Below are 20,925 nucleotides of genomic sequence, written 5' to 3' on the forward strand. Positions count from 1 at the left end.
CTACAGGTCGGACCGGCCGTCGAGCGCGGCCCGCACCAGGTCTGCCACGGCCATCGCGTCGATGGCCTCGCCGGACTCCTCGTCCTCCGCGGCGGCCGTGCCGCCCCGCCCGGCGAGCTGGAGCAGTGGCTCCAGTACGCCGATGTCACGGAGCCGGGCCAGGGGTACGGAGGCCAGCAGGGCCCGGATCTCGGCCTCCTCGGCGTCCGTCCCGCCGTCGGGGCCCTCGTCGGGGACGAGCTGCCGCAGCACATGCTCACCGAGGGCCGTGGGGGTGGGATGGTCGAAGACCAGCGTCGCGGACAGGCTCAGGCCCGTGGCCGCGTTGAGCTGGTTGCGCAGCTCCACGGCGCCGAGCGAGTCGACCCCGAGATCGCGGAAGGACCGCTCGGGGCCGACGGCGTCCGTGTCCGGGTAGCCCAGTACCTGGGCGGCGCGGGTACGGACCAGATCCACGACGGCCTCCAGCGCGCGGTGCGCGGTCAGGCCCGCGAGCCGCTCCCGCAGTCCGCCGTCGGCCGGGGCGCTCCCGGGGGCGGCGGCGGCCACCGTCTCCCGGTAGCCGGGGAACTCCCGCAGCAGGGCGCTGGGCCGGCTCGCGCCGAAGGCTCCCGTGAAGCGTTCCAGGGCGACTTCGGCGACGACCGCGGTCGGTTCGGCCTCCATGACCAGGCGCAGGAGTGCCTCGCACGCCAGCTCCGGGTCCATGGCGCCGATCCCGGCGCGCCGGGCGGCCTCGTCGGCCCCCGCGCCGTCGGCCATCCCGCCGCCGCCCCAGGCGCCCCAGGCGATCGAGGTCGCCGGGAGGTCCCGGGCCCGGCGCCGTTCGGCGAGCGCGTCGAGGACCGCGTTGGCCGCCGCGTAGTTGGCCTGCCCGGGGTTGCCCACGGCCGCGGAGGCGGAGGAGAACAGCACGAACGCCGTGAGGTCCAGATCGCGCGTCAGCTCGTCGAGCAGCAGGGCCGAGGTGACCTTCGCGCGGAACACCGGCGCGAACCGCTCGGGGGTGAGCCGGTCGAGCACGCCGTCGTCGAGGACTCCTGCCGTGTGCACCACGCCGGTCAGCGGGTGCTCCGCGGGGATGTCCGCGAGTACGGCGGCCAGTCCGCCCCGGTCGGCGGCGTCGCACGCGGTGAGGGTGACGGTGGTGCCGTGTTCTTCGAGCGCGGCCCGGAGTTCCTCGGCGCCGGGCGCGTCGGGGCCGCGGCGGCTGAGCAGCACGAGGTGCTGGACTCCGTCCCGGGCGAGCCTGCGGGCCACCTGGGCGCCGAGGGCGCCGGTGCCGCCGGTGATCAGTACGGTGCCGTCCGGGTCCCAGGCGCGGGCGGGCCGCTCGCCGGGGGCCCGTACCAGGCGCCTGGCGAGGACGGTGGAGGCCCGTACGGCGACCTGGTCCTCCCCGTCGAGCCCGGCCAGCACGCCGGTGAGGCCGGCGGCCGTGCGCTCGTCCAGCGTCTCGGGCAGATCGATCAGACCGCCCCAGCGCTCGGGGTACTCCAGTGCGGCGACCCGGCCCAGGCCCCAGACGGCGGCCTGGAGCGGACGGCGTGGTTCGTCCGTGCGGCGCACGGAGACCGCGCCCCGGGTGAGGCACCAGAGCGGTGCGCCGATCCCGGCGTCGCCCAGGGCCTGGAGCAGCACGGCGGTGAGGGCGGTTCCTTCGGGCACGCCGTCGGTGAGGGAGTCGCGCAGGGCCAGGAGCGACACGACTCCGGCGAACGGCGCCCCACCACTGTCGGCGCGGGCCGTCCCGTCGGCCCCGGCCGTCCCGTCGGCGCGGGCTGTCCCCTCGGCGCGGGCCCGGAGTTCCCCGGTGAGCGTGGCACGGTCGGGGGCGCCGACCGGGAGCCGTACGACGGAGGTGCCCAGGGCGTCGAGCGCGGCGCGGACCCAGGCGTCGTCGGTCAGCTCCTCGGGCACCACGGCGAGCCAGGTGCCGGTGAGGGGCCCGCGGTGGGCCAGGGCGGAACCGTCCGCCGGCTTCCAGACGACGCGGTGCCGCCAGCCCTCCACCACCGAGTCCTCGTCGCGCTGCCTGCGCCAGTCCAGCAGCGCGGGCAGCACCTTGGACAGGGTGTCCCCCTCGACGTCCAGAACGGATTCCAGCGAGGCGAAGTCCTCCCGCTCCACCGCGTCCCAGAACGCGCGGTCCGTAGTGTCCGTCTCCGGTGCCGCCGTGGGGGCGGCGGCCGGGGAGTCCGGCCAGAACCGGCCGTGCTGGAAGGCGTAGGTCGGCAGATCCACCCAGCGGGCCCCGGTGTCCGCGAAGAACGCGGACCAGTCCGGGCCCGCGCCGTGCACATGCAGCCGGGCGAGCGCGGTGACCAGGGTGGTCTCCTCGTCCCGGCCCCTGCGCAGGAGCGGCACGGCCAGAGCGGCGGGCGGGGCCGACTCCTGGGCGAGGGCGGAGAGCACTCCGTCGGGACCGAGTTCCAGGAAGGCGGTCACCCCACGGTCCGCCATCGTCCTGACGCCGTCGGCGAACCGGACCGGCTCGCGGACATGCCGTACCCAGTACTCCGCCGAGCGCAGTTCCTCCGCCGTGGCCAGGGCGCCGGTCAGATTGGACACCACCGGAACACGGGGTGCCCGCGGGTCCAGTCGCTCCACGACGGCGCGGAAGGCGTCCAGCATCGGGTCCATCAGCGGTGAGTGGAACGCGTGCGAGACCCGCAGCCGGCTGGTCTTGCGGCCCCGCCGCTCCAGTTCGGCGGCCACCTCCAGCACCGCGTCCTCGTCACCCGAGATCACCACCGACTGCGGGCCGTTGACGGCGGCGACCGAGACCCGGCCGGAGAGCAGCGGGGTGATCTCGTCCTCGGTGGCCTGGACGGCGACCATCGCACCACCCGCCGGCAGCGCCCGCATCAGGCCCGCGCGGGCCGCGACCAGACCGACCGCGTCCTCCAGCGAGAAGACGCCCGCCACATGGGCGGCGGCGATCTCACCGATGGAGTGACCGGCCACCAGGTCCGGGGTCAGTCCCCAGGACTCCACCAGGCGGAACAGCGCCACCTCGACGGCGAACAGCGCGGGCTGGGCCCGGCCGGTGTCGTCGAGCGCGTCGGCGTCGGTGCCCCAGATCACCTCGCGCAGCGGACGGCCGGGACCGCCGTCCGGCCCGCCGTACGCGGGATGGTCCAACGCGGCGTCCAGCGCCGCCAGTACGGAGTCGAGCGCCTCGGCGAAGGCCGGGAACCGCTCGTACAGCTCACGGGCCATCCCCAGCCGCTGCGAGCCCTGGCCGGAGAAGAGGAAGGCGCGCTTGCCCGCCTTCTCCACCTTGTGCTCCACGAGCCGCGACAGGGTGTTGCCCTCGGCCAGGGCGGCGAGGCCGTCGAGCAGCTCGTCGCGTTCCGTGACCGTGATGGCGGCCCGGTGCTCGAAGACCGAACGGGTCGTCGCGAGCGAGAAGGCGAGATCGGTCAGCGAACCGTCCGGACGGTCCGTCATCTGGGCGAGGAGCCTGCGGGCCTGGGCGCGCAGCGCGTTACCGGTGCGTCCCGAGAGCAGTACCGGCAGCGTCTCCGGGACGCGCGCGGGCGGCTCGGGAGCCATGTCCGTGGAGCCGGAGGACCCCTCGGCCCCGGAGTCGGAGCCGGAGTTGGAGCCGGAGCCGGAGACTGACTCGGCCTCGGCCTCGGCGGGCGGTGCCTGTTCCAGGATGAGATGCGCGTTCGTACCGCTGGCGCCGAACGAGGAGACCCCGGCGCGGCGCGGCCGGCCCGCGTCCGGCCAGTCGACCTGCTCGGTGAGCAGCCGCGCCGCACCCGCCGTCCAGTCCACATGGGACGTCGGGTGCTCCGCGTACAGGGACTTGGGCAGGGTGCCGTGGCGCATCGCCATCACCATCTTGATCACGCCCCCGACCCCCGAGGCGGCCTGGGTGTGGCCGATGTTGGTCTTGAGCGAGCCGAGCAGTACGGGGCGCTCCGGGTCGCGGTCCTGGCCGTAGGTGGCGAGCAGCGCCTGGGCCTCGATCGGGTCCCCGAGCCTGGTGCCGGTGCCATGGGCCTCCACCGCGTCCACCTCGGCGGGCGAGAGACCGGAGTTGGCGAGGGCCTGCCGGATCACCCGCTGCTGGGCGGGTCCGCTCGGCGCGGTCAGTCCGTTGGACGCGCCGTCCTGGTTGATGGCGGAGCCGCGCAGGACCGCGAGTACACGGTGGCCGTTGCGGCGCGCGTCGGAGAGCCGCTCGACGACGAGCATGCCCACGCCCTCGGACCAGCCGGTGCCGTCCGCCTCCTCGGAGAACGCCTTGCACCGGCCGTCGGCGGAGAGCGCGCCCTGCGCGCTGAACTCGACGAAGCCCGCCGGGGTGGCCATCACGGTCACCCCGCCCGCGAGGGCGATCGAGCACTCGCCGGAACGGAGGGCCTGGGCGGCGAGGTGCAGGGCGACCAGCGACGAGGAGCACGCCGTGTCCACGGAGACCGTGGGGCCCTGGAGGCCGAAGGAGTACGCCAGCCGGCCGGACAGCAGGCTCGCGGACTGCGCGGTCTCCCACTGGCCCGCCTCGGCGGGCGGCCGGTAGTCGCCGCTGCCTCCTCCGACATAGACACCGGTGGTGGAGCCCCGCAGGGTCGTCGCGTCGATGCCCGCCCGCTCCAGCGCCTCCCACGCGGCTTCGAGCACGATGCGCTGCTGCGGATCCATCACGAGGGCCTCGCGCGGCGAGATGCCGAAGAGTCCGGGGTCGAAGTCGGCCGCATCGTGGAGGAAGCCGCCGTGGCCGGTGGCGCTGCGTCCGCGTCCGCCTTCCGGAGGGCCGCCGAGCAGGGTGTCGAGGTCCCAGCCGCGGTCGGTGGGGAACTCTCCGACGGCGTCGGTCCCTTCGGTGACGAGCCGCCACAGGTCCTCGGGGGAGGTGACACCGCCCGGGTAGCGGCAGGCCATGCCGACGATCACGACGGGATCGTCGGCGGTCCGGGCCGGGAGCCCGGCGGGGACGGCCGGGACCGCCGCGGTGGCGGGCTCCTCGCCGAGGAGCAGGGTCCGCAGACGGGCGGCGAGTTCGGCGGGGGTCGGATGGTCGAAGACCAGGGTCGCGGGAAGGGCCAGCCCGGTCGCCCCCTTGAGCTGGTCGCGCAGATCGACGGCGGTCAGTGAGTCGAAGCCGAGGTCGCGGAAGGGCAGATCGGACTCGACGGTGCCGGTGTCCGTGTGGCCGAGGACCAGGGCGGCCTTCTCGGTGACCAGGGTGAGGAGCGCGTCGGCGCGTTCCGTCCCGGGCAGGGCGAGCAGCCACTGCCGGCAGGTGTTCGTCCGCGACTGCGTCTCCCCCCGGTCCCGGTCGGCCGCCTCGACGGCGGCGCGTGCCTCGGGGAGGTCCGCGAGCAGGGCGCCGCGGCGTGTCGTGGTGAAGGCGGGTGCGAAGGTCTCCCAGCGGACGTCGGCCACGGTGACCGCCGTCTCGCCGTCGGCGACGGCCCGGCCGAGCGCGGCGAGCGCCACGTCCGCGTCCATGACGGGCAGTCCGTTCAGCCGCAGATGCGCGGCCGTGATCCGGTCCACGGCGTCCGTCCAGGCGCCCCAGGCGACCGACAGGGCGGTGGCCCCCCGGTCGCGGCGGTGGCGGGCGACGGCGTCCAGAGCGGCGCCGACGGCGGCCTCCGTCTCCCGGCCGCGTACGCCCCAGACCCCGGCGATCGAGCCGAACAGGACGAAGGCGTCCAGCGGCCGGTCACCGAGGACCGCGTCGAGCTGGAGCACTCCGGCGAGCGCAGAGGAGAGCGCGGTGGCTCCGGTGCCCGCGGCGGAGCCGGCCCCGTCACCGCCGGCCCCGTCACCGCCGGCCCCGTCACCGCCGGCCCCGTCACCACTTCCCCCGTCGGTGCTGCCCCCGTCACCGCTGCCGGTGTCAGCGCTGCCCGTGTCGCCGGTGTCCTGGCCGTACGGGCCGCCGGCCGGCTCCTCGGCGTGGACGACCGCGGTGAGCGGCGCGTCCTCGGGAACGGCGGCCAGCAGCGCGGTCAGCGCGGCCCGGTCGGACACGTCGCAGACGGCCGGGGTGACCGTCGCGCCGAGCCGCTCCAGTTCGGCCACGAGCGTCTCGGACCCGGCGAGGTCGGACGGCCGGCGGCCGGTCAGCAGCAGATGGCGGGCGCCCTCGCGGGCCAGCCAGCGGGCGACCCGGCCGCCCATGGCGCCCGTACCGCCCACCACGAGCACGGTGCCGGTGGGCCGCCACGAGCCGCCCGCCGCCGGTCCCGCCGATGTCGTGGACCCCCCTGACGTCGTGGGTCCCGTGGGTCCCGTGGATGCGGTGGGTGTCGCGGGTCCCGTGGGTGTCATAAGTACGGCGCGGACCAGGCGCCGGCCGAACGCTCCGGTGGCACGGACCGCGATCTGGTCCTCGCCGTCCCGTCCGGTCAGAGCCCCGGCGAAGGCGGTGCGCGCCGGCTCGTCCAGCGACTCCGGCAGATCGATCAGTCCGCCCCAGCGGCCGGGGTGTTCGAGCGCGGTGACCCTGCCCTCGCCCCAGACGGCGGCCTGTCCCGGGTGGAGCAGCGGCTCGGACGGAGTGACGCAGACCGCTCCCCGGGTCACGCACCACAGCGGCGCCTCGACACCCGCCTCGGCCAGGGCCGCCAGCAGCGCGGCGGGCCTGGCCCGGTCGGCGGGCAGCCGACCGGCTCCGGCGGCGAGCAGGGAGACCACCCCGGTGAAGCGGGTCCCGTCCGCGCATGCCGACGCGAGCCGCGCGGCCGTCTCCGTGTCCTCGGTGGCGTCCGCGACACCGCCGGTGCCGGAGAGGCCGTCGGCCCCGGGCGGACCCATCTCCACCCGTACGGTGTCCGGGCCCAGCGCCTCGACGGCGGCGGCCGTCCACGCGTCCCCGGCGCCGGCCGGCACGAGCACCAGCCAGGTGCCCCGCGGTTCGGCCCCGGCGGTCGCGGGCAGCTCCTTCCAGGCCTCGCGGTAGAGCCAGTTCGCCCCGGCGGCCCGTTCGTCCCGGCGGCGGCGCCACGCGGAGAGCGCGGGCACCACCGTGGTCACGGTGTCGCCGTCCAGGCCGAGCGAGGCGGCCACCGACTCCAGGTCCTCCCGCTCCACCGCCGACCAGAACGCGGCGTCCACCGGGTCCGTCGTACGGTTCGTACCGCCCGTTCCGCCCGTCGTACCGCCTGTCGTACCGCTCGTCGTACCGCCCGGCATGTCTCCGGCCGGGCCGGGCGCGGCCGGTGCGGCGGCCTCTGGCCAGTACCGCTCGCGCTGGAACGCGTAGGTGGGCAGCTCCACCCGGCGGGCGCCGGTGCCGTCGAAGAAGGCGGCCCACCGGGGCCCGGCGCCCCGGGTGTGCAGGGTGGCGAGCGCGGCGATCACGGCCGTCTCCTCGCTCCGGTCCGCGCGCAGCAGCGGCACCGCCACGGGAGCGGGTCCGGCTCCGTCCAGGCTCTGCCGGGCCATCGCCGAGAGCACTCCGTCGGGCCCCAGCTCCACGAAGACGGCGACCCCGGCGTCGCACAGGGTCCGTACCCCGTCGGCGAACCGCACGGTCTCCCGGACATGGCGTACCCAGTAGGCGGGCGAGCGCAGTTCGTCCGGGGCCGCGGCGGCGCCGGTCAGGTTCGACACCACGGGGATCCGGGGTTCCTCGTACACGAGGGTCTCGGTGACCCGCGCGAAGTCCGCGAGCATCGGGTCCATCAGCGGCGAGTGGAAGGCGTGCGAGACCCGCAGCCGCTTCGTCCTGCGGCCCTCGGCGGCGAGCCGCCCGGCGATCGCCAGCACGGCGTCCTCGGCACCGGCCACGACCAGTGCCTCAGGACCGTTGACCGCCGCGATCGAGACGTCCTCACCGAGCAGCGGGGTGATCTCGTCCTCGGTGGCCTGGAGCGCGACCATCGCGCCGGTCCTCGGGAGCGCCTGCATCAGCGAGGCGCGTGCCGCGACCAGCCGGCAGGCGTCCGCCAGCGGGAACACGCCCGCCACATGGGCGGCGGCGATCTCACCGATGGAGTGACCGGCCACGAGGTCCGGGGTCAGTCCCCAGGACTCGACGAGCCGGAAGAGCGCCACCTCGAGGGCGAACAGGGCGGGCTGGGTCCAGCCGGTCTCGTCGAGCAGTTCCGACTCGAAGGTGCCGGGGTCCGCGAACAGCGCCTCGCGCAGCGGGAATTCGAGCTCGGTGTCCAGATGGGCGAGGACCGCGTCGAGCGCTTCGGCGAAGACGGGGAAGCGCCCGTACAGCTCCCGGCCCATCGCGCCGCGCTGGCTGCCCTGGCCGGAGAAGAGGAACGCGGTCCTGCCGGGGGCGCGGCCCGCCGTGCCGCGTGCGATCTCCCGTACGCCGTCGGGTCCCGCGAGCAGCACCGCGCGGTGCGGGAAGACCGTACGGTCCGTGGCGAGGGAGGCGCCGATGTCGAGGGCGGAGGGCGCGGTGTCGCGGGCGGCGAACGAGGTGAGCCGCTCGATCTGGGCCTGGAGCGCCTCCCGGGTCCTGCCGGACACGATCCACGGCACGGCCGGGGCAAGGACGCCGGGCGCGGCGGCGGGGACGGTGACGGGGAGGGCGGCAGGGACGGCGGCGGGCGGGGCGGCCGGTTCGTTGCCCTGCCCGGGAGCGGCCTGCGCCGCCGCTTCGACGGCCGGTGCCTGCTCCACGATGACATGCGCGTTCGTCCCGCTCACGCCGAACGCCGAGACGCCGGCCCTGCGCGGACGGCCGGTCTCGGGCCAGTGCGCCGCCTCGCGCAGCAGCGCCACCGCGCCCGAGGACCAGTCGACATGCGTGGAGGGGGTGTCGATGTGCAGGGTCTTCGGCAGGGTGCCGTGGCGCATGGCCAGCAGCATCTTGATGACGCCCGCGACCCCGGCGGCGGCCTGGGTGTGACCGATGTTCGACTTGACGGTGCCGAGCAGCAGCGGGTGTTCCCGGTCCCGGCCGTAGGTGGCCAGCAGGGCCTGGGCCTCGATCGGGTCGCCCAGGGTGGTGCCGGTGCCGTGTGCCTCGACGGCGTCGATGTCGGCGGCGGTCAGTCCGGCGTCGGCGAGGGCCTGGCGGATCACCCGTTGCTGGGACGGGCCGTTGGGCGCGGTCAGTCCGTTGGAGGCGCCGTCCTGGTTGACGGCGGTGGAGCGGATGATGCCGCGGACCTCGTGGCCGTTGCGTACGGCGTCGGAGAGCCGCTCCAGTACCAGGATGCCGACGCCCTCGGACCAGGCGGTGCCGTCGGCGCTGTCGGAGAAGGCCTTGCACCGGCCGTCGGAGGCGAGACCGCCCTGGGTGGAGAACTCGACGAAGGAGTCGGGGCCGGACATCACCGAGACCCCGCCCGCGATCACCAGGGAGCACTCCCCGGCGCTCAGCGCCTTGCCGGCCCAGTGCAGGGCCACCAGCGAGGACGAGCAGGCGGTGTCGACGGTGACGGCCGGGCCCTCCAGGCCGAGCGCGTAGGAGAGCCGGCCCGACATGACACTCGCGGTGTTGCCGGTGGCCGCGTAGCCGCGTACGTCGGAGGCGGAGCGGCGCAGCACCTCGACGTAGTCCTGGCCGTTGGTGCCGACGAAGACCCCGGTGGTGGAGCCGCGCAGGGCGGTCGGGTCGATCCCGGCCCGTTCCAGCGCCTCCCAGGTGGTCTCCAGCAGCAGCCGCTGCTGCGGGTCCATGGCCAGCGCCTCACGCGGGGAGATCCCGAAGAAGCGGGCGTCGAAGTCGGCGACGCCGTCGAGGAATCCGCCCCGGAGGGTGTCGGAGGCGCCCGCGCCGAGCGCCTCGATGTCCCAGCCGCGGTCGGCCGGGAACGCCGTGATGCCGTCACCGCCCTCGTCGAGCAGCCGCCACAGCTCCTCGGGCGAGTCGGCCCCGCCCGGGAAGCGGCAGCTCATGCCGACGACGGCGATCGGGTCGTCGTCCACGGGCCGGCCCGCCGCCACGGGCTCCGCCGCCTCGGGCAGCGAGCCGAGCAGCTCGGCCAGCAGGAAGTCCGCCAGTTCACGCGGGGTCGGCAGATCGTAGACGAGCGAGGCGGGCAGGGTGAGCCCGGTCAGGGCGGCCAGTGCGTTGCGCAGTTCGAGGGTGGTCAGCGAGTCGAAGCCCAGATCGCGGAAGGCCCGGTCGTCCTCGACGGTCCGCGCGTCCGGGTGGCCGAGCACGGCGGCCACCTGGGCGCGCAGCAGATCGAGCACATGTCCGGCGCGTTCGGCCTCCGGCAGTTCCGCGAGCCGGCGGCGCAGTGCAAACTCCCCGGCTCCGGCGACCGCGCCCGCGCCGTCGGCCGCGGCGGACCGCCGTACCTCGGGCAGGTCGGCGACGAGCGGCAGGGGGCGGGCCGCGGCGAAGGCGCGGACGAAGCGGCTCCAGTCGATGTCGGCGAGGACGAGCGCGGTGTCGTCGTGCTCGACGGCGCGCAGGAGTGCCCGTACGGCGGGTTCCGGCGCGAGCGGTTCGAATCCGCCGCGCCGTACCCGGCTCTCGATCCCGGCGGTGTCGGCCGCCATGCCGGATCCGGCCCAGGGGCCCCAGGCGACGGAGAGCGCGGTGAGTCCATGGGCCCGCCGGTACTCGGCGAGCGCGTCCAGATAGGCGTTGGCCGCGGCGTAGTTGCCCTGTCCCGCCGCGCCGATGACACCGGCCGTCGAGGAGAAGAGCACGAACGCCGAGAGGTCCAGGTCCGCGGTCAGCTCGTGGAGATGGCGCGCGGCGACCACCTTGGAGCGCAGGACGGCGGTGAAGCCGTCGGGGGTGAGCGCGTCCACGGTGGTGTCCTCGACCACGCCGGCCGTGTGGATCACGGCGGTGAGCGGGGCGTCCTCGGGTACGGCGGCGAGCAGGACGGCCAGTGCGTCGCGGTCGGCGACGTCGCAGGCCGCGACGGTGACCCTCGCCCCCAGTGCCTCCAGTTCGGCGCGGAGCGCGGCGGCGCCGGGGGCGTCCTCGCCGCGCCGGGCGGCGAGCAGCAGACGGCCGGCGCCCTCGCGGGCGAGTCCGCGGGCCACCTGGGCGCCGAGGGCGCCGGTGCCGCCGGTGATCAGAACGGTGCCCGACAGGTCGAGCGGGCGCCGCTCGTCCGCCGCCGGGGCGGGGCTGTGGGCGAGGCGCCGTACGAAGACACCGGAGGCGCGTACGGCCGTCTCGCCCTCGCCGTCGGCGGCGGCGAGGACGCTCCGGAACCGCCGGGCGGCCTGGGCGTCGAGCTGCTCGGGCAGATCGACGCAGCCGCCCCAGCGGCCGGGCAGTTCCAGGGCGACGGCGCGGCCGAGGCCCCATACGGCGGCCTGGTCGAGGCTGATCACATGCTCCGAGCGGCCGACGGACACGGCGCCCCGGGTGACGTTCCACAGCGGCGCGTCGATCCCCGCGTCACCGAGTGCCTGGACAGCCGTGGTGGTGAGGGTGAGCGCGGCGGGCACCTCGGGGCGGGCCGCGCCGTCGCCGCCCGCGAGGGCGAGCAGGGACAGGACCCCGGCGAACCCGGTCCCTCCGGCGAGCGTTCCGCCCAGCCGTTCGGCGAGCCCGGCCCGGTCGGTCCCGGTGACCTCGACGACGACGGTCTCCGTGCCGAGGGCGGCGACGACCGCGTCGGACCAGGGGGAGTCCTCCGTACGCGCCGGTGCCAGGACGAGCCAGCGTCCGCGGAGCGCGGCCGGGGCGGCGGAGCCGGAGCGCGGCTTCCAGGCCACCCGGTAGCGCCATGCGTCCATGGCGGACTGTTCGCCCCGGCGGCGGCGCCACGCGCCGAGGGCGGGCACCATCGCGGTCACGGTGGCGTCGTCCAGGCCGAGCGAGGACGCCAGCGCCCGTACGTCGTCGCGCTCGACGGCCGACCAGAACTCGTCGTCGGCGGCGCTCGTGGCGCTCCGCGCCCCGGGGGCTGTCCCAGGGGCCGCGCCGGCCGGTGCCTCGGGCCAGTAGCGCTCGCGCTGGAAGGGGTAGGTGGGCAGGGCGATCCGGTGCGCTCCGCTGTCCGCGAAGTACGCGTGCCAGTCGACGTCCACACCGTTGACCTGAGCACCCGCCAGCGCGGTGACGAGCGCCCGCGTCTCGGGGCGGTCGCCGCGCAGGAGCGGCAGCAGGGCGGTACGGGGCTCCTCCGTGAGGCTCTCGCGCGCCATGCCGCAGAGCACCCCGTCGGGACCGAGTTCCAGGAAGGTCCGTACGCCGCCCTGGGTCGAGAGCCAGCCGACCCCGTCGGCGAAGCGGACGGCCTCACGGGCATGGCGGACCCAGTACTCCGGGGAGCACACCTGATCGTCGGTGGCGAGCGCGCCGGTCACCTGGGAGACGAGGGGGATGACGGGCGGGTGGTAGGTGAGGCCGCGCGCGACCCGGGCGAAGTCGTCGAGCATGGGGTCCATGAGCGGCGAGTGGAAGGCATGGCTGACCCGCAGCCGGCCGGTTTTGCGCCCCCGCGCCCCGAAGGCCGCGGCGACGGCGAGGACGGCGTCCTCCACCCCGGCGACGACCACCGAGGAGGGGCCGTTGACGGCCGCGACCGAGACCTGGCCGGCGGCCTCCGCCAGCAGCGGCAGGACCTCGTCCTCGGTGGCCTGGAGGGCGACCATCGCACCGCCCTCGGGCAGCGCCTGCATCAGCCGGCCGCGCGCCGCCACCAGGGCGCACGCGTCCGCCAGGGAGAGGACGCCCGCGGCGTGCGCGGCGGCGAGTTCACCGATGGAGTGCCCGGCCAGATAGTCGGGGGTGACGCCCCAGGACGCGGCGAGCCGGAACAGCGCGGTCTCGACGGCGAACAGCGCGGGCTGCGCGTACCCGGTCCGGTCGAGCAGGGCGGCCTCGGGAGAGCCCTCGGCGGCGAAGAGGATCTCGCGCAGCGGCCGGTCCAGCTCACCGTCGAGATGGGCCAGTACGGCGTCGAGCGCGTCGGCGAACACCGGGAAGCGCGCGTACAGTTCGCGTCCCATGCCGGGACGCTGGCTGCCCTGTCCGGTGAACAGGAACGCCGTACGGCCACGGCCCGTGCCGCCCTGCACCACTCCGGGGCCGGGCAGTCCGTCGCGCAGCGCCAGCAGACCGCGCAGCAGTTCGTCGCGCTCCCGTGCCACGACCGCGGCCCGGCGGTCCAGGGTCGCTCGCGAGGTGGCCAGGGAGAAGGCGAGATCGGTGAGGCGGGTGCCGGGCCGCTCCTCCACCAGGGCGAGCAGCCGGCCCGCCTGGGCGCGCAGGGCCGCCTCGCTCCGCGCGGAGATCAGCACCGGCACGACGCCGGAGCCGGCCTCCCGGTCGCCGTCAAAGCCGCTCTCCCGGTCGCCGCCGGAGCCGGTCTCCCGGTCGCCGTCGGGCTCCCCGGAATGCCCCGGCTCCTCGACCGGCTCGGCCGGGGGCGCCTGTTCCAGGATGGTGTGCACATTGGTGCCGCTGATCCCGAACGAGGAGACGGCGGCGCGCCGGGGACGGCCGCTCTCCGGCCAGTCGGTCTCCTCGGTCAGCAGGTCGATGGCGCCCGAGGACCAGTCGACGTGCGAGGAGGGGGTGTCGATATGGAGCGTCTTCGGTACGACGCCCTCCTGGAGCGCCATGACCATCTTGATCACACTGGCCGCGCCCGACGCCATCTGGGTGTGCCCGATGTTGGACTTGACCGAACCGAGCAGCAGCGGATGCCCGGGGTCCCTGTCCTGTCCGTAGGTGGTGAGCAGGGCCTGTGCCTCGATGGGGTCGCCCAGCGCGGTGCCGGTGCCATGGCCCTCGATGACGTCGACCTCCGCCGGACGCAGTCCCGCGTTGGCGAGCGCCTGGCGGATCACCCGCTGCTGGGAGGGGCCGTTGGGCGCGGTCAGTCCGTTGGACGCGCCGTCCTGGTTGACCGCGCTGCCGCGCACCACGGCCAGCACCTGATGGCCGTTGCGCCGCGCGTCGGAGAGCCGCTCCAGCAGGACGAGGCCGACGCCCTCGGCGAGGGTCATGCCGTCGGCGGCGTCGGCGTACGCCTTGCACCGCCCGTCCACCGCGAGCGCCCGCTGCCGGCTGAAGCCCACGAAGGACAGCGGGGTGGACATGATGCTCACCCCGCCCGCGAGCGCGAGGGAGCTCTCGCCGTCGCGCAGCGACCGGCAGGCGAGGTGCATCGCGACGAGCGAGGACGAGCAGGCCGTGTCCAGCGTGACCGCCGGGCCCTCGAAGCCGAAGAGGTACGACACCCGCCCGGACAGCACGCTGGAGAGCGTGCCGGTGATGGCGTGGCCCTCGGAGCCCTCGGCGGCGTGCGGCACGGCGGACGCGTAGTCCTGGTAGCTGGCGCCGACGAAGGTGCCGGTCAGGCTGCCGCGCTGGGTCACCGGGTCGATCCCGGCGTGCTCGAAGGCCTCCCAGGCCGTCTCCAGCAGCAGCCGCTGCTGCGGGTCCATGGAGACCGCCTCCCGGGGGGAGATCCCGAAGAAGGCGGGGTCGAAGTCGGCGACGTCCCGCAGGAATCCGCCCTGGACGGAGTAGGTCCTGCCCGGCCGGTCGGGGTCCGGGTCGTAGAGCCCCTCGGCGTCCCAGCCGCGGTCGGCGGGGAAGCCGGAGATGGCGTCCGCGCCCTCCCTGACGAGCCGCCACAGCTCCTCGGCGGAGGTCACCCCGCCGGGGTAGCGGCAGCTCATCCCGATGACGGCGATCGGGTCGTCGTCGGTGCCGGAGAGCGCGGCGGGCGCCGGTCCCCCGGCCACCGTACGGGCGCCCGACAGCTCGGTCCCGAGGAAACCGGCCAGCGCGGCGGGGCTGGGGTGGTCGAAGACCATGGTCGTCGGGAGCGTCAGTCCGGTGACGGACGCGAGACGGTTGCGCAGCCCGACGGCCGTGAGCGAGTCGAACCCGACATCGCGGAAGGCGCGCTGGTCGGGCAGGGCGTCGGGCGAGGAGAGACCCAGGACGGCCATGGCCTCGGTACGGACCGTCTCCAGCAGCAGCCGTTGCTGCTCGGCCGGGGCCAGCGCGCGCAGCCGGGTCACGAACTCGCCCTCGGCGACGGTGCCGGTGGACCGCTCGGCGGCCTCGGTGATCCTCCGTACCTCGGGCACCTCGGCGAAGAGCGTGGTGGGGCGGCCGGAGGTGAAGACGGGGTAGTAGGTGTCCCAGTCGACATCGGCGACGGCGATGACGCTCTCGTCGTCGTCCAGGGCGCGGCCGAGTCCGCTGAGCGCGAGCTGCGGCTCCATGAACTCCAGACCGCTGCGCCGGATCGACGCGGGGTCGACCCGGCCGAGCTGGAGATCGTCGGCCCAGATGCCCCAGGAGAGGGAGAGCGCGGGCAGGCCGCGGGCCCGGCGGTGGGCGGCGAGCGCGGCGAGATACGCGTTGCCCGCCACATAGGCGGCGTGGGCGCCGCTGCCCCACATCCCCGCGGTGGACGAGTAGAGGACGAAGTCGTCCAGCTCGTCGTGGTCGAGCAGTTCGTCGAGGACCTGGGCTCCGGCCACCTTGGCGTGCAGGACCCGGGCGAAGGCGTCGAGGCCGGTCTCGGCCAGTGAGTGGAGTTCGATCAGCGCGGCGGTGTGGACGACGGTGCGTACGGTACGGCCCTCGGCCCGCAGCCCGGCCAGCAGCGCGGCCACGGCCTCGCGGTCGGTCACATCGCAGGCGGCGACGGTCGCCTCGGTGCCCAGCTCGGCCAGTTCCGCGACGAGTTCGGCCGCGCCCGGGGCGTCCGGGCCACGGCGGCTCATCAGGACGAGATGCCCGGCGCCCCGCGCGGCGAGCCAGCGCGCGAGATGCGGCGCGAGCGTTCCCGAACCGCCGGTGACGAGCGTGGTGCCGCGCGGGGCCCAGTCGCGGGCGGGTTCCCGGTCGCCGGCCGCGGCCCGCACGATACGGCGGGTGAACACGCCGGAGGAGCGGACGGCGAGCTGGTCCTCCTCGCCGAGCGCGCCGGCGAGGACCGAGGCGAGCCGCGCGGCGGCCCGCGGGTCCAGGGCCGGGGGCAGATCGACGACACCGCCCCAGCGCTGGGGGTGTTCCAGGGCCGCCGTCCAGCCGACTCCGGCCACCTGCGCCTGGACGGGCGAGACGAGTGTGTCGGAGCGGCCGGTGGAGACCGCGCCCCGGGTGAGGAACCAGAGCGGGGCGTCGATCCCCGCGTCGCCGAGCGCCTGGACGAGGGTGACGGTCAGCCCGAGGCCGAGGGTGAGGCCGGGGTGGCGCTCGGAGGGTGTCTCGGCGGCGGCGAGCGTCGAGACGATCCCGCTGATGCCCGTGATCCCGGCGCTCCCGACGCCCGGATCAGTCCCGCCGTGCCGGCCGGACCCGGCGGACTCGTCGGACCCGGCGGACTCGTCGGCAGCGCCCGGCTCGCCGGTGCCGCAGTGTTCGCCCGTCCCGTCGGTCCCGCCGGTCGCGGCCAGCAGCGCGGCGAGTGCCTCACGGTCGAGGGACGACTCGTCCAGGACGAGCCGCCGCACCTCGGCGCCCTGTCCGGTCAGCGCGTCCACCACATCGGTGTCGTCGTGCGCCCCGGCGGAGACCACCAGCCAGACGCCGGACAGCGGGGTCCGGGGGACCGTGCCGACCGGTGTCCAAGACTCGCGGTAGCGCCAGGAGTCGACGGTGGAGCGGTCCCGGCGCGACCTGCGCCAGGACGACAGCGCGGGCAGCACCGCCGCCACCGCCTCCTCGTCCGTACCCAGCGCGGAGGTCAGCGCGGACATGTCCGCCTCCTCCACCGCCGCCCAGAACTCCGCGTCCACGGGGTCCGCCACGCCCGTACGGTCCGCCACCGGCGGTACGGCCCAGAGCTGTTCCCGCTGGAAGGCATAGGTGGGCAGGTCGACGCGCCGGGCGCCGGTGTCCGCGAAGAGCACGCTCCAGTCGATCCCGGCCCCGCGTACGTACAGTTCGGCGGCGGAGAGCAGGAACCGCGAGAGGCCTCCGTGGTCGCGGCGGAGTGTTCCGCCGGCGACCGCCGGTTCCCCGGTCTCGTCGATCATGTCCTGTACCGACATGGTCAGGACGGGGTGGGAGCTGACCTCCACGAACGTCCGGTGGCCCTCGCCCAGCAGCGCACGGATCGCGTCGGCGAAGAGCACGCGCTGCCGCAGATTGCGGAACCAGTACCCCGCGTCCATCTCCCCCGTGTCCAGCCACCCACCCGTCGCCGTGGAGAAGAACGGCACCCGCGACACACCAGGACGCACCGGCCCCAGCACATCCAGAAGCTCCTCCCGCAGATCCTCCACCTGCGCCGAATGCGAGGCATAGTCCACCGCCACACGACGGACCCGGACCCCCTCACCCGTCAACCCCGCGAACAACTCGTCCAACGCACCCGGCTCACCCGAGACCACCACCGAACGCGGACCGTTCACCGCCGCGACCGAAACCCGGCCGGCCCACGCCTCCAGCCGGCCCTCCACCTCGGCCACCGGCAACGGAACCGACATCATCCCGCCACACCCCGCCAGACGACGACCGATCGCCTGACTCCGCAACGCCACCACCCGCGCACCATCCCCGAGCGACAACGCCCCCGACACCACCGCGGCAGCGATCTCCCCCTGCGAGTGGCCGACGACCGCCGAGGGTTCCACCCCGTACGAACGCCACACCTCGGCGAGCGAGACCATCACCGCGAACGAGACGGGCTGCACCACATCCACCCGCTCCAACGACGGGGCACCCTCCACACCCCGCACCACATCCTCCAACGACCAGTCCACGAACTCATCCAGAGCAGCCCCGCACTCCGCGAACCGCGCCGCGAACACCGGCGACTCCTCCAGCAGCCGCGCACCCATCCCCACCCACTGCGACCCCTGCCCCGGAAAGACGAACACCGTCTTCCCCTCGACATCGGCCACACCTCGGGCGACCACGGACGACGGTCTGTCCGTCGCCACCGCGCTCAGGGCCGCCGCCGGGTCCTCCCCCGCGGCCGGCACGAGCACGGCCCGGTGCTCGAAGGCCGAGCGGGACGAGACCAGCGAGTGGGCCACATCCAGCGGCCTCGGTGCGGGGTCGCTCGTCTCCAGGTACGACAGCAGCCGCGCCGCCTGCTCGCGCAGCGCGGAGCCGGTCCGGGCCGACAGCACCCACGGCACCGCGCCGTCCACGACGGACAGCGGCCCGGCCGGGGGCGCGGCCTCCTCGGGTTCCTCCTCGACGGGGGCCTGTTCCAGCAGGGTGTGCGCGTTGGTGCCGCTGATGCCGAACGACGACACCGCGCACCGCCGCGGACGGCCCGTCTCCGGCCACGGCACCGCCTCCGACAACAGCCGCACCGCACCCGAGGACCAGTCGACCTGCGACGACGGCACCTCCGCGTGCAACGTACGCGGCAACACACCATGACGCAGCGCCATCACCATCTTGATCACACCCGCCACACCCGCCGCCGACTGGGTGTGTCCGATGTTCGACTTGACCGAGCCGAGCAGCAGGGCGTGCTCCGGGCCGCGTTCGCGGCCGTAGGTGGCCAGCAGCGCCTGGGCCTCGATCGGGTCACCGAGCGGCGTGCCGGTGCCATGGGCCTCCAGGGCGTCGATGTCCGACGGCGAGAGGCGCGCGTTGGCGAGGGCCTGCCGGATGACCCGCTGCTGCGAGGGGCCGTTGGGGGCGGTCAGGCCGTTGGACGCGCCGTCCTGGTTGATCGCGGAGCCCCGGATCACCGCCAGGACCGGGTGTCCGTTGCGCCGGGCGTCGGAGAGCCGCTCGACCAGCAGGATGCCGACGCCCTCGGCGAGGGTCATCCCGTCCGCGTCGTCGGAGAAGGCCTTGCAGCGGCCGTCCTGGGCGAGCGCCCGCTGCCTGCTGAAGGCGACGAACGGCGCGGGGGTCGTCATGATCGTGGCGCCGCCCGCGACGGCGAGCGTGGACTCGCCGTTGCGCAGCGACTGGCAGGCGAGGTGCAGGGCGACGAGCGAGGAGGAGCAGGCCGTGTCGACCGTGACGGCCGGGCCTTCCAGACCGAAGACGTAGGAGAGCCGTCCGGACAGCACGCTGGGGCTGCTGCCGGTGACCATATGGCCTTCGGTCCCCTCCCCGGCGCCGAGTCCGTACTCCTGGTAGCTGGAGCCGATGAAGGTGCCGGTGAGGCTGCCGCGTACGGCGACGGGGTCGATGCCGGCCCGCTCGAAAGTCTCCCAGGTGGTCTCCAGCAGCAGTCGCTGCTGGGGGTCCATCACCAGGGCCTCACGCGGCGAGATGCCGAAGAAGGAGGGGTCGAACGCGTCCGCCTCGTGCAGGAATCCGCCCTGGGTCGAGTAGGTCCTGCCCGGCCGGTCCGGGTCGGGGTCGAAGAGCGCGCCCGCGTCCCAGCCCCGGTTGGCGGGGAACTCCGACACCGCGTCGGTCCCCTGGGTGACCAGTTCCCAGAGCTGTTCGGGGGAGCCCGCGCCGCCGGGGAATCGGCAGCTCATCCCGATGATGGCGAGGGGCTCGTCGTCGGCGGCCCCGGTGGTGACGGGACCGGCCGTCTCCAGGACGGCGCCGAGGATCTCGGCCCGCAGATAGTGCGCCAGCTCCAGCGGGGTCGGATAGTCGAAGACCATGGTGCTGGGCAGCGTGAGTCCGGTGGCCGTGGACAGGCGCTTGCGCAGTTCGACGGCGGTGAGCGAGTCGAAGCCGATGTCGCGGAAGGCGCGTGCCTCCGGTACTCCGTCGGCGGAGCTGTGGCCGAGGACGGCCGCGGCCTCGCTCCGTACGAGCCCGGCGAGGAGCCGGGTCTGCTCGGCCTCGGACAGGGCCCGTACGCGGGTGACGAACTCCGAGGCCCTGCCGGGGTCCCGCGGTCCGGCGGCGTCCGCGAGGGCCCGTACCTCGGGCAGGTCCGCGAGCAGGGCGCTGGGGCGCGCCGAGGTGAAGACCGGGGCGTAGCGCTCCCAGTCGACGTCGGCGACCGTGACGGTGGTCTCCCCGTGCATGACCGCGCGGCGCAGTTCGGTCATGGCGGGGCCCGGCTCCAGGAGGCCGAGGCCCTGGCGTGCGAAGGTGCCGGAGACCGTCTCGTCGGCGGCCATGCCCGTCCCGGCCCAGGGCCCCCAGGCGAGGGAGGTGGCGGTCAGTCCACGGGCGCGCCGGTGTTCGGCGAGGGCGTCGAGGTAGGCGTTGGCGGCGCCGTAGGCGCTCTGGCCGCCGCTGCCCCAGACCCCGGCGACGGAGCCGAAGAGGACGAACAGGTCGAGTGCGCGGTCGCCGAGCAGTTCGTCGAGATGGGCGGCGCCGGCGAGCTTCGCCGAGGTCAGTCCGGCGAATTCGGCGAGACCGGTCCCGTCGAGCGGCCCGAACTGGCCGACGCCCGCGGTGTGCACCACTCCGGTCAGTGGCGTCCCGGCCTCGATGTCCCTGAGGACGGCGGCGAGCGCGTCGCGGTCGGAGACATCGCAGGCGACGATCTCGACACGTGCGCCCAGCTCCTCCAGTTCGGTGCGGAGCGCGGCGGCGCCGGGCGCGTCGGGGCCGCGCCTGCTGGAAAGGACGAGCCGCTCGGCGCCCGCGCGGGCCAGCCAGCGGCCCGCCTCGGCGCCGAGGCCGCCGGTGCCGCCGGTGATGAGTACGGTGCCCCGGGCGGTGAACTCCCGGGCGGCGGGCAGTTCCTCGACGGGATGGCGCACGAGCCGGCGTCCGTGGACCCCGGAGGCGCGCAGGGCCACCTGGTCCTCGCCGTCGGGGGCGTCCTTGGTGGCGAGCACTCCGGCGAGGCGCTGCGCGGCCCGCTGGTCGAGGACCTCGGGCAGGTCGACCAGACCGCCCCAGAGGCGCGGGTACTCCAGGGCGACGGCCCGGCCCAGACCCCAGACGGCGGCCTGGACGGGGTGGGTGAGCGGGTCGGCGGGGCCGGTGGACACGGCGCCCCGGGTGGCGGTCCACAGCCGTCCTCGTGCGCCGGTGTCGCCGAGTGCCTGGACGAGGGCCACGGTCAGCGCGAGCCCGTCGGTGAGCGGCGGGTACGCGGTGCTCGGGCGCTCGTCCAGCGGGAGCAGCGACAGGATGTTCGCCGTGCCGTCGTACTCCTCGACGGCGAGGAGCCGTTCGGCCAGTACGGTCCGGTCGGC

1 protein-coding gene (only partly in view) is annotated in these 20,925 nt (G+C 75.2%); it reads right to left on the reverse strand.

All coding sequences use genetic code 11. The annotated features are described in order from the left end of the window. A protein-coding gene (locus ACFYYH_RS24705; protein ID WP_388554924.1) for a type I polyketide synthase crosses the window boundary here: on the reverse strand, positions 1 to 20,925 show its 3' portion. It continues 8,346 nt past the right edge of the window; only the last 20,925 of its 29,271 coding nucleotides appear in the window; its start codon lies off the right edge, out of view; its stop codon occupies positions 1 to 3.

Source organism: Streptomyces sp. NPDC002018 (assembly GCF_042890865.1).
Taxonomy (GTDB): domain Bacteria; phylum Actinomycetota; class Actinomycetes; order Streptomycetales; family Streptomycetaceae; genus Streptomyces.